This is a genomic window from Lysinibacillus sp. DFXJR4, from assembly GCF_057196045.1.
The window spans coordinates 866,847-879,365 of record NZ_JBXUNW010000001.1; the positions used below are offsets into that span (position 1 = coordinate 866,847).

Here is a 12,519-nt window from a genome sequence, read left to right on the forward strand (position 1 = left end):
GTCAACAAATATTTTTAGATATTCTATTCAGGTTGACTGTTGTTATATAAAAGCTATTTTATCGAAATATAAATTTCCGCTTGTCCATCCTCTGGATTAATATCCTTGCTATAATATTCAAAATCCCCTGTAAATGCTCGGTTATTACCTGGCTGCTGGGACCATTGCCAAATATCAGACCAAGTACGCTGGACCATCTCAATAATTGGTCCACGTTCAGTGACAAATACAGCATATTTTGCAGCAGGTACCGTAAATGCATTTAACCTATCTAAATTTTGAAGCTGTGATGTTTCCTGAACTTTAACGCTGACCATTATTTCATAAAGTCCTGCATCTCCCTGTTCATAGTTGAAGTAACAGCTATAATGACCATCTTCTTGTATAGTAACACCTAGCTTGTTACCAATATTTTGCGAATGGAACTGTTCAAATAACTTACCAATTTTGCCATCTTTGCTTAGTTCGGTTTCATTTGTTGTAACGGCACTAATTCCAGCTAACGTGAAGGAGGGTAATTCCTCAATTCGGGTAGGTTCAATTCGTTTTAAAGTAATTTTGTCTTCAGACGTTTCATGTTTCCATTCTGTCAAATTCTTTTCTTTGTTTTGTTTCATCCTTAATCATTCTCCTTATTATAGAATGAAACCAGTATAAAACAGTAAACCTGACAACTGCCTGTCAAGTTGCTTTGTCATTTTTATAAACTTTTGCTATTTTTTCCGCACGACTAGTAATGATTTTCCGTAAATGTTGAGGCTCAAGCACCTCTACATGATGTCCTAGGCTAAGAATGAAACTATAGAGCCATTCATTTTCTGGATATGCCTTTTTTACTAGCCAACTTCCATCCTCAACTGGCAAAAGTTCTTCAATGCCAAACCATTCTTCAGCTAAATGACGAGCCTTATCTTGGAAACGAAAGACAACTTCTGGTGTTGATGGCTTTAATTTATTCTTACCTTCGTTATGCTCCTGATTAGAGGGATTTCGACGAATGAAGGTTTTTTCATGATCTATTCTAAGCCCTTTCATTCTTTTTAGTTTAAAAAGGCGGAACTCTTCTTTTTCTAAACAATAAGCTTGCAGATACCATTGCCTTCCTTTGAGAATGAGCATATGAGGCTCTACATTTCGCTGGGAAACTTCACCTTCTGCATTGGAATAGGTGAAGTTAACTAATACACAGCTATCTAATGCTTCGTCTAACAAAATTAATTTCGCACGGAGATGTTTACTACCACCCCAAGGAGAGTAATCTATAAGTACACGATTTGTCTTATGTTGAAATTCTTCTTCATGTTCTGGTAGTACGACACTATTTATTTTTTCTACTAGTCGTTGGTGTTGCTCTTTGCTATATGAAGTGGAGATACTGCGTAGGGCAGTAACGATAGTAGCAAGCTCGTCATTTGTTAGTATATTTCGATCTAAACGATAACCTTCTGACAAACCAATACCACCGTTTGTTCCTTGATAGGTGACGATTGGGATGCCGGCCGCATTAATTGCGTCAATATCTCGATATATCGTTCGTACAGATACCTCAAATCGCTCTGCCAACTCCTTAGCCTGTACCATACGTCGGTTTAGCAGTAGAATAATGATGGATAATAGTCTTTCAAGTTTCACAATATGTAACCTCCGTTTTAATAAGCAAGAATCTATTTCATTAAGATATTGATAAAAGTCTTAATATTAGAATTTTTTAGAATAATACAGTAATACATTACTAGATGAAGTGCAAACCTAACTGTTTAATACGTTAAAATACTATACACTTTTTAAAGATACTATTTATTGTAAGTTAACTTGGATTATAAATCTATTTCAATTGCTTCTAATATTACGACAGAAAAATTAATTGGAGTGGAGGATCATCATAATAACTTTGAAAGGTAAATTTTCGGGGATTTCGAATTTAGGATTTTGACAATAATCTTAGTTGGATGTTATTATTTACCTATCGTTAAGTAGGAAAGGTGAAATAATGAACAATAGTCATACAATATTAAATTTTTCTAAAACAGATAAAGTTATCTTGTGGCTCGGTTTCCCTATCATCGGGTTAGTGCTAGGTTGGTTTCTTCCTAGTATTTCAAAATGGGTAAGCACTTTGCCGTGGGTGCCTTTCTTTCAGGGACCTTTAAACTTAATTGCATCCTTTAATGGAGCTTGGGTTGGTTTTATCACGATGGCCCTTGGTTTGATTGTGGGATTTGCATTGACTTTATTATCTTTTCATGAGAGCTTAGAAATGATTATAGATGATGAGAAAGTAATTTTAAAACTTAGAGATGATGAAATTCTATTAAATAAGGAAGATATCTCACTTGTATTGTTAGATGAAAAACAGTTAGTTTTGCTAGGCAACGATAAGAAAGAAATTTTTCGATATAAACAAGAGCTAAATAGAAATGCCATTAGTGCTGCATTTATAAAACATAATTATTTTTGGAATGATATCGATCCATTTAAAGAAGATTTTAAAAAATGGGTTGTAGATTGTCCAGATTTATCACCAGCAGCAAATGCACTATTAAAAGCAAGGAAAATAGCAATTGAAAAAGGTGAGGATGAGGAAGTTTTTCAGCTAGCTAAAGAGCTTTGGAAGCTAAGAATATCAGTTAAAGAAAAAGATAAAAGTCAATATTATCGATGAGCAACAAAGATAAATGAAGACTATTAAGATTATTATAAAAGATTAATATGTTATTTACTAATGTAGCAATATTTTACAAAAGACTGTCTAGAAAAATTAAGACTGAATCCAATTATTAGGTTCAGTCTTTGTTTTGCATAAAAAAAAAGATAAAGCAAAATCACTTTTTTAATTACTTGAGTTGAAATTAATGAATTTCTTTTTTTAGTCGATTAATTAGGAAACAAAGCTAATTTCAATTTTGTACTTTCTTATTTAAGCATTTTTAACATAATAGAGGAAGTCGAGCATAGTGAAGAGCTTGTAAAATGCGAAAAATGCTTAATTTCGTCTTTTTAGTTACGTATACATATTAATTATTAGCAGTCTTGCACAAGTGAAAGATGGAAACTTATTTTAAAGAAAGCAAATAACAATAATAAACGGAGGTTTTTCGTATGTCTCAACTGCCTGAATATGCTATGAATTCAACTGAAAACGAAAAAACATGTAAAGAAGTGCAGCAATTCGACAAACAACTGACATCACTTTTTGATTCGCTTAAAGTTCCAGGTGTAGCTGTACTTGTTTTTACCAAAGATAAAGTATTGTACAAGAAAGAAATCGGATATGCCAATCTTGAAAAGAAAATTCCTTACACATTGGACACAGTTACTAATATTGCTTCTATAAGTAAAACCTTTATTGGAGGATCATTGGCAAAAGCTCAGGAAGATGGCTTGCTTAGCCTGGATGAAGATATCAATGACATACTTCCTTTCAAAGTAGTAAACCCATATTTTCCAAATGGGAAAATTACTTTAAAAAATCTTGCTTCACATACATCCGGAATTGAGGACGACGAAACTAAATATATCTATTCATACAGTGCTTATGGCGCAAAGAATATGACCTTGAAAGATTTCTTATATAGCTATCTGAATCCTGAGGGTAAATGGTATTCAAGGGACAATTTCTCAAACAATAAACCAGGAACAAGCTTTTCTTACAGTAATATCGGGTCTGCACTTGCAGGGTACTGCATCGAAGCAAGAAGCAAAATGACATATGCCGATTATGTGAGGAAAAATATATTTGAAAAGCTATCTATGAACAACAGCGGTTGGAACAGGAGCGAGTTCAAACTAGCAAACATAGCTTTAAATTATTCTAAACTGAGGATTGATTTTACCAATCATACAGAATCTATGGGTGCCACCCTTGAACCAATGCCTGCTTATGAGTTAATTACGTATCCTGATGGCGGGGTTATGACAACGGTTAATGATCTATCGAAATACTTGCAAGCTATTATGAAAAGACAAGATACATTTATTACAGCGAAAAGCATTGATTTAATGCTACAAAAACAATTTAACGACACGAATGTTCCTCCAGAATGCAAAGAAACTGATGAAAATATAGGATTATTCTGGAGTTATAGTGGCGAAAAGGTCTGGGGACATACTGGCAGTGATCCTGGAGTAGATACATCTATGTATGTAAATTCAAACAACGTAGGTTTAATAGCTTTTATAAACACTGATGACTCTAGTTTGGATGGAGAGAAATACGAAGAAATAGTAAACTTGCTGATGAATTGCCCAATTAAGTAGGATTATGTTTAATAAAATTGAATTGAATCCCAATAAACCAGCATAAACGTATATTATGTCAGCTTAATTTAGAGGGGGATTTTGTAGTTGGTGAGTGATTTGAGTAATAAAGAAATACCAAAGCAAGCCATACAAGCACTAAAAATCGTAGAGAAATTGCTTGGAAAATCTATAGTCGGAGTATTTTTATTTGGTTCTGTGGTAAATGGTGGTTTACGCATTAACAGTGATGTAGATGTCCTAGTGGTCGTGAAACATTGTTTATCTGAGGGGACTCGAAAAAAACTAACGGACAAATTAATGCTGATATCTGGAAAAATAGGAAACACAGACTCTATCAGACCACTTGAAGTCACGGTGGTAAATCATAGCGATCTTGTACCTTGGCGATACCCACCCAAAAATGAATTTATTTATGGGGAGTGGCTCAGAAGTGAGTTTGAAAAAGGACAAATCCAGGAACCAACCTATGATCCTGATTTGGCAATTGTTTTAGCACAAGTGAGGATGAATAGTATTTCTCTATTTGGTCCTAATGCTTCAGATATACTTGATCCCGTTCCGATGATAGATATTCGAAGAGCGATTAAGGAATCTTTACCAGGGTTGGTAGAGGGTATCATAGGTGATGAACGTAATGTAATTTTAACCCTAGCTCGAATGTGGCAGACGGTGTCTATCGGTGAAATTTCTTCAAAAGATATGGCTGCAAAATGGGCTTTACCTCGGTTACCCAAAGAATATTCGACTTTACTCGATTTAGCTAGAAAAGCTTATCGTGGAGAAATTGTTGATAAGTGGGAAGCAAGGGATTCCGAGGTGACAGCACTCATTTATTATATGAAAAATTCTATAGAAACTTGTCTTAGCGAAATCGATTGAACTTTTTTATAATTGAACAATACTAAAACAAAGGACGAATCCATTTTGATCAAATTTTTCAAAATGGATTTTTTCGCTTATCGGCATAAAATATAGGCTTAAGGGTGCTTTTTATTAGAAGATAAATAAGATGAAGGGTAAAATAACAAATCAGAGTTTGATAATAATTACTTTTATTTCCTACAAGTAAAGTTTGCGGTTACTAATTTAATAGGGTGTGAGAAGAGTCAGAACTGAAAGCATTGTTTAATTAAAGGCTGTACAGAAAGTTGATAGTGACAAGCAGATCAAAAATAGTTAAATTGAGTAAGAGGATGAAAATAGTAAGAGTAGTAAGAATTATTCATTATAAATACTGACACTAAAAGAGCTAAGGCTTAAAGAGAAGTAATTATCACGAAATTTACTGGAAGGTAAAAAGAGGTAAATAATTTTGATAAATAAAGTTACGAAATCAAAAAAATTACTGATAATTATTAGTTTTATTTTTATCTTACTATCAATGCGCTTTGGATGGTTTCTTTATTTTAATGCACCTACAAATCAAACTGCAGAAAGGGGAGTTGTTGATTTACGTCATATAACGTTAACGGAAGATAAGGTTATTTTTTTAAATGGGGAATGGCTATTTTATCCTTCAAAGTTTATAATTGACGATTCTAGCACAAATATCGAACCACAGTACATACAAGTTCCTGGTAATTGGAAAGAACAAATGGAGGCGCTTGAGGGGTCCTCTATAGGTAATGCCTCCTACAGGCTTAAAATTTTGCTTCCCGATCAGGATGAAACGATATATGGAATTAAATTAGAAGGATTTGAGTCGTATGCAAGTATTTATGTGAACGGAAAATTAGTGAATAGTGAAAACCTTGCTAATAAATACCCATTAGAGCAAATAAAAAAACAGGGACCCATGACGGCCATATTTTCCTCTGAGGCAAAAGAAATTGACTTAATTATTCAAATTTCCAATTATGATAGTTTTAATTCGGGAGGTTTGAAAGATTCGGTCTATTTTGGGCTTCATTCTGCAATTACAAAGGGAGCCACCTTCTCCGAATCATTGCAATTACTAGTTAGTGTGATTTTTTTTCTACACGGTTTCTATGCGTTATCGATTTTCTTCCTTGGGAGAGGGCAATATGAAAAGGAATTACTCTATTTTAGTTTTTTACTCATTCTTAATGGATTTATTATTTTAATAGACGATAATGTTCTGTTAAATCTCCCAATAAAGAATGCACTCTACATTAAATTGCTGATAGTGTTACTAATCGGATTACTACTCTTAACATTAACATTTATCAATGAACTCTATAAAATTAAGTCTACACTATCAAATGTATTATACGTACTATTCATTCCCATAGCTCTGACGATAATGTTAACTTCAGCTTTGCACTATACACCTATGAAATTGATTGTAATTATTTACGGAATTTTTATTGCCACCCAGCTTATTGTGCCTACTATTTCAGCTATTGTAAAAGGAAATATTGATGGGATTTTTATACTTTTTTATTTAATTTGTTTTATATCAAATAGTATATGGGGAACTGCCATTAAAACTCTTGTAGTTAATATACCTTACTATCCATTCGATTTTTTCATTTCAATAATTGTTATTGCCCTACTACTGATAAGGCGACATATTAATGTTATTCGATTAAATAATGAGCAATATGAAAAACTAGTTAAGTTGGATGTTCAGAAAGATATATTTCTAGCGAATACATCTCACGAACTACGTAATCCATTGCACGGTATACTAAACATTACACAATCGCTTCTTGAAAGGGAGTCATCGCAATTATCAAAGAAAAGTAAAGAAAATCTTGAATTGCTATTACAAATTGGCAATCGAATGGCATTTACTTTGAATGATTTATTAGATATAAATCAACTAGAAGAAGGACAAATTCAGCTAAATCAAAAAACACTCAACTTATATAGTGTTACATCTGCGGTTATTGATATGATTCAATTTATAAAAAATACAAAAAAATTGGATATCATTTCAGAAATTTCAGCATTTTTCCCACCAGTTTATGCGGATGAGAGCAGACTTGTCCAAATTCTTTTTAATTTACTTCATAATGCTGTCAAATTTACGCATGAAGGAAGTATTACAATCAATGCCATTCATGATGATAAGGTAGCAACTATATTGATTAGCGATACTGGCATAGGAATGAGTGAGGACGAAATAAAACGCATTTTCCTTCGTTATGAGCGTTTTGAAAAGACTACTGTAATGGGTATCGGACTTGGTCTAAATATAGCCAAACAGTTAATCGAACTTCATGGGGGGACAATTGCAGTACAATCAGAAGAAGACAAAGGGACAACCTTGTCTTTCACGATTCCATTAGCAATCGATTCAAATGTATCTATTGAACAGGAGGTTTCAGCAACTAATATCTATCCACTAACTAAAAATTCTTCTGATATCACATCAAAACCATTAATTGATGATGAACAAAGGGCAGTGCTAAGTAGCAATATACTTATTGTTGATGATGATCCGATTAACTTAAAAGTTATTAGTAGTGTACTGGGAGAACTATATCATATCTATACTGTCACGAGTGGAGCTGAGGCACTGAAAATGATTGACGCTGGAAATTGGGATATGATTATTTCCGATGTTATGATGCCAAAAATGTCAGGCTATGAATTGTGTAAGGAAATCCGCAAGCGCTTTACAATTGTAGAGCTTCCTGTATTGCTGCTGACTGCAAGAACCCAACCAATAGATGTTTACACGGGATTTCTTGCAGGTGCAAATGATTATGTTTCAAAGCCAACAAATGCCCTTGAACTAAAAGCACGTGTTCAATCGCTGCTTGCACAAAATCAAGCAATTAAAGAGCAATTACGTCTAGAAGCTGCATATTTGCAAGCGCAAATAAAGCCACATTTTCTTTTTAACACATTAAATACAATCTCTTCTTTAGGTGAAATAAATCCTTCTCGAATGACTGATTTATTGATTGAATTCGGTAATTATTTACAAAAGAGTTTTAGTTCAGACAACATAAAAAACTTAATCCCCATAGAAGAAGAATTCGATCTTGTTCGTTCCTATTTGTTTATAGAAAGTGAAAGATTTGGCGACCGACTCGAAGTTTCTTGGGATTTAGATGAACTAAAGGGGATACTTATACCACCTCTTTCTGTTCAAACCATTGTAGAAAATGCTCTGAATCATGGCATTCTCAAAAAAGCAGAAGGTGGAATCGTTGTGATTTCCGTAAAAAATCATGAGACTTATCATGTTGTTTCTGTAGAGGATAATGGGGTTGGTATGACAGCTAGTCAGATTGAGGAAATTCTTTTAAGGACTAATAAACATCAACATGGTATTGGCATAGCCAATACAAACCATCGTCTTCAACGAATTTTCGGAAGAGGAATTCAAATTGAAAGCCAATTAAATCATGGCACAATCGTTTCATTTTACATTCCTAAACGGTTACCAAATATTTTTGAGTAATCAATAATTAATAAGTTTGTTGGATTATTCGAAGTTAAACATAAAACTCTCTATTTAGCCAGACTAACCATTCGAGGAAAGGGTGCTGATAGGTGGAAAGGACAGGATTTAAAATTAAAGAATGGGATGAATTATGAAAGAAACTACCCTTCAAATATTTGAACATGCAGGTTTTTTTGCAATATTGATTAGCTTATTTGTTAATATTGTTATTAGTATTATTGGTATATTACCGAGTGTTTTTATTACAGCAGCTAACCTTGCGTTTTTTGGGTTTTATCATGGGTTAATTGTTTCAATTATAGGTGAGGGATTAGGTGCAGTCATTAGCTTTGTTTTATATAGAAAGGGTCTGAAAATATGGAGATTAAAGGATTTCCAGCACCCAGTAATGTTAAAACTAAAGCATCTTGAAGGAAGTAAGGCTTTTTGGATTATTTTATGCTTGAGAATTCTTCCTTTTATTCCTTCTGGTGCTATAACATTAGGGAGCGCTTTTTCCAAAGTCTCGATTAGTTTATTTGCAATCGCTAGTACTCTAGGAAAAATACCTTCACTTATTATGGAAGCTGGTACAGTCTTTGGTTTTATGCAAATCAATTTAAAATGGAAAATTGTAATTTTTGTAGCCTTCGTTCTTATATTGATGTGGATTGGGAGAGTTAGAAGAAAAGAGATAGCAAATAGAAACACTTAGTATTCTTTCAATTGAGGTATATATTATCATAAGATGAATTTTAATATCCATAGATTCTCCATATTTTTTTGTTACAGTTCCATTGTAATGAAAAATAAAGGAGGAAACATAATGAATTCAAAAATTTTAATTACTTCCTTACTACTTGGAACTGTTATTATTGGAGGATGTAATGCAAGTAATTCAGGTTCTAATGAAGGTAAAACTATGGATCATTCCAGTATGGGGCAGAAAGAAATATCGAACATGGAGGGGATGGATCATTCCAACATGCCTCAGAGGGAAATGGCAGATATGGAGAATAGCCATGCGAATCATACAAATCCACTATCGTTAAATAATTCCACCGGAGAAAATGAAATAGCGCTACCCACACTAGTTGAACCTAAGAATGGAGTCGTTAATATTACTGCACAACAAGGAACGAAGGAAATCTTTAAAGGTATTGAAACTGAGACATATGGATATAATGGTTCGTTCTTAGGACCTATTATCCGTTTGAAAGAAGGAGAAACCGTAACATTAAGAACTAAAAATGATTTATCTGAACAAACAACATTCCACTGGCATGGCGTAGAAATTCCAGGTGAAGGCGATGGAGGTCCACATCAAATACTGGAACCAGGCTCATTAAAAGATGTGAAATTTACAGTAAGTCAGGAAGCATCAACATTATGGTTCCATCCACATCCAGAGGGTGCTACAGCTGAACAGGTGTACAAAGGCTTAGCTGGTTTAATCTATATTGAAGATGACAAGTCAAAAAAACTTGGACTACCAAATGAATACGGAGAAAATGATTTTCCTTTAATATTTCAAGATAGACAGTTTACTAAGGAAAAGCAATTTGACTACCAATCAGTTCTTAATGAGGATGGTACTATTGGAGACACATTATTAATTAATGGTACATTAAATCCAAAACTTACAGTTGGAAAAGAAAAAGTGAGACTTCGTTTATTGAACGGATCGAATGCAAGAAATTATACATTTAAATTAAATACAGGAAATAAGTTTCAACAAATAGCTACTGATGGTGGTTTTTTAAATAAACCAATTTCTATGAGTGAAATTACATTATCACCAGGTGAGAGAGCAGAAATTATTCTGGACTTTTCAAAATTTGATGCTAAAAGTGAAATGGCTTTAGTAAATGAAGAAGATATAATTTTATTACCATTCACAGTTGATGAACAAAAGAAGAATGCACGGGAAATCCCAAAAAATTTAAATGATTATATGGTTACAGATAGTGAGAGAAACTTATCAGTAACAAAAAAACTTGAACTTTTCGGAATGGGAAAAATGGCAACAATAAATGATAAAAAATTTGATATGAACCGTATTGATTTCACTCAAAAACAAGGTGATACTGAGGTATGGGAAATATACAATAAACCAGATATGATGGGTGGCATGACGCATCCTTTCCACATCCATGGTACGCAATTTAAAATAGTTTCAATGAATGGAAAAGAACCTCCTGCAAACCTACAGGGCTGGAAGGATACAGTTTCAATCGAAGCTGGTCAAACAGTAAAACTAGCAGTAAAGTTTAATGATAAAGGGATTTACATGTTCCACTGTCATATCCTTGAACATGAAGAAAATGGAATGATGGGGCAAGTTGAGGTAAATTAAACTTTAGAATTGGTTTATTTAGTTGCTATTTTAGTAGAGAATTCTGTAAATAATGATGTTCTACCGTCATTCTTGATTCCTCAACTCTATACACAAAGCCCAGATACTCATTTATTTTAAGTCTGGGCTTGCTTTTGTTGTCGCGAAAGCGCTGCATTCATATTCATTTCAAACCATATTCTATTAAGTACAAGTAGCCTTCTATTAATCACAAATACTAGTCAATCATGCACATTTTCTCGTCAATTCAGCAATCCTCCCCTCAAAACAAAGATTTCATTATGTATTCGACAAAAACCTAAAAAATGCTAATTTTTTATTAATCCAGTTACATAGAAGGGGATTTCTGGTGATTTTGATATGGCTGTTAATGAACATGTACATAGCAATTTTTTTAGAAATTAGATTTTTTTGAAATTTTTAACTTTGAACTTGTAATGTTAAAGAAACTGGATTTATATAGGGGTAATAATGAAAAAATTAGTTAGCCATGGACAATAGGCGGTTTGTTAAACATCAAAAGGGCAGCATTCCTAAAAAATGGTGGGATTTAATCAATTAACTTGTAAGGTAGTTTGACACCTAATTAAAGAATCAAAAATGAGACAATCAAGTAACGCTTCTATTAAAGTTATAGCATAAAGGATCTTGAAACAGATTAAACAATAGAGCTTGTCCCAGTATAAACAACTCAGTTAGCAATTAAACTTCAGTCAATATTATAAGACGACTAACCCTAAATGAATATTTATTTTTACTGTTTTTCTTGGTTTAATATTTTATTTTAAATTGTGGAGGGATGGTCCAGGTGTGAGCTGGTCATTTACCAAGAAGTTTTTTGTATTTTGGTCATTATAGTATGTAGTGTCGGCGTTTGTGCGTATTTTATGAGCTAAATGAAAGGGTAGGTTGAGTTGACAAGTAAGAGTTAACACAAAGATTAAGCTAACATTTGAATCTAATATAAATTTTGGGTTTCAATTCTATGTATATAGAACCGTTTATTAAAAGGAGTAATAAAAAATGAGATTATGGCATGTTGATTTACTAAATTATTTACCAAAAGGACAGCTACTTTCACAGTGGAGAGAATTAAATAGTATATTTGCTAAAGAGGATAAACATATATTAATTAATTATATATATGAATATCCTAAAAATGATTTGTATATTTATGCGAAAAAAGTAATTGAAGAAATGAAAAAACGTGGTTATCAAATTAGATCATATGAAAAAATGAATAAATACTTCGGAGATTTAGAGTCGGTTAAGCATGTTAAACCTTTTAAAAATCATCATGACAATGAATATCTTCAAATTTGTTATTACAATCTAAAAGAAAAATTTATACGGGGTCAGAAAGATTTTGAAGAGGATAAGTATAATAATTTATGTAGGTATGTAAATGACATACTTAAGAACAGTATCGATGGTTTTAAATAGATTTCTTTTCACAAGTTAGTGTTTTTCAAGCATTTTTAGAACAACAGATACTGGTGCATGTGCTAAAGGAACAACTGTTGATTATCAAATATTTGTAGTT

General features: G+C 32.9%; 9 protein-coding genes. 7 read left to right on the forward strand and 2 right to left on the reverse strand.

The genetic code is table 11. The features are described from left to right. Positions 1-53: 53 nt before the first annotated feature. Together AC2CGN_RS04445 and AC2CGN_RS04450 are read right to left on the reverse strand one after the other, a co-directional pair. Positions 54-617 carry a GyrI-like domain-containing protein gene (locus AC2CGN_RS04445; RefSeq protein ID WP_286923132.1) on the reverse strand — a complete coding sequence of 188 codons (564 nt, stop codon included), beginning with the start codon at positions 615-617 and terminating at the stop codon, positions 54-56. A 64-nt stretch (positions 618-681) separates the two neighbouring features. Then, positions 682-1,632, reverse strand: a complete 951-nt coding sequence (locus AC2CGN_RS04450) for a helix-turn-helix transcriptional regulator (protein WP_286923133.1) — start codon at positions 1,630-1,632, stop codon at positions 682-684. 313 nt (positions 1,633-1,945) lie between these two features. Between AC2CGN_RS04450 and AC2CGN_RS04455 the strand changes: the two genes are divergently transcribed. The 7 genes from AC2CGN_RS04455 (at position 1,946) to AC2CGN_RS04485 (ending at position 12,419) form a co-directional block, all read left to right on the forward strand. Then, complete coding sequence (locus AC2CGN_RS04455) at positions 1,946-2,662, forward strand: YqeB family protein (RefSeq protein ID WP_484512381.1); 717 nt, start codon at positions 1,946-1,948, stop codon at positions 2,660-2,662. 437 nt (positions 2,663-3,099) lie between these two features. Continuing rightward, complete coding sequence (locus AC2CGN_RS04460; RefSeq protein WP_286923135.1) at positions 3,100-4,257, forward strand: serine hydrolase domain-containing protein; 1,158 nt, start codon at positions 3,100-3,102, stop codon at positions 4,255-4,257. A 90-nt stretch (positions 4,258-4,347) separates the two neighbouring features. Beyond that, complete coding sequence (gene ant(9) / locus AC2CGN_RS04465) at positions 4,348-5,139, forward strand: aminoglycoside nucleotidyltransferase ANT(9) (protein WP_484513151.1); 792 nt, start codon at positions 4,348-4,350, stop codon at positions 5,137-5,139. 433 nt (positions 5,140-5,572) lie between these two features. Next, a complete protein-coding gene (locus tag AC2CGN_RS04470; RefSeq protein WP_484512383.1) occupies positions 5,573-8,638 on the forward strand; it encodes a hybrid sensor histidine kinase/response regulator in 3,066 nt (1,021 codons plus the stop codon). Positions 8,639-8,771: 133 nt separating this feature from the next. Continuing rightward, positions 8,772-9,335, forward strand: a complete 564-nt coding sequence (locus tag AC2CGN_RS04475; RefSeq protein ID WP_484512385.1) for a TVP38/TMEM64 family protein — start codon at positions 8,772-8,774, stop codon at positions 9,333-9,335. A 111-nt stretch (positions 9,336-9,446) separates the two neighbouring features. After that, the gene (locus AC2CGN_RS04480; protein ID WP_484512387.1) at positions 9,447-10,976 is read left to right on the forward strand and encodes a multicopper oxidase family protein; all 1,530 of its coding nucleotides are present in this window, start codon (positions 9,447-9,449) and stop codon (positions 10,974-10,976) included. 1,023 nt (positions 10,977-11,999) lie between these two features. Then, a complete protein-coding gene (locus tag AC2CGN_RS04485) occupies positions 12,000-12,419 on the forward strand; it encodes a pyrimidine dimer DNA glycosylase/endonuclease V (protein WP_429981189.1) in 420 nt (139 codons plus the stop codon). Positions 12,420-12,519: the final 100 nt, after the last annotated feature.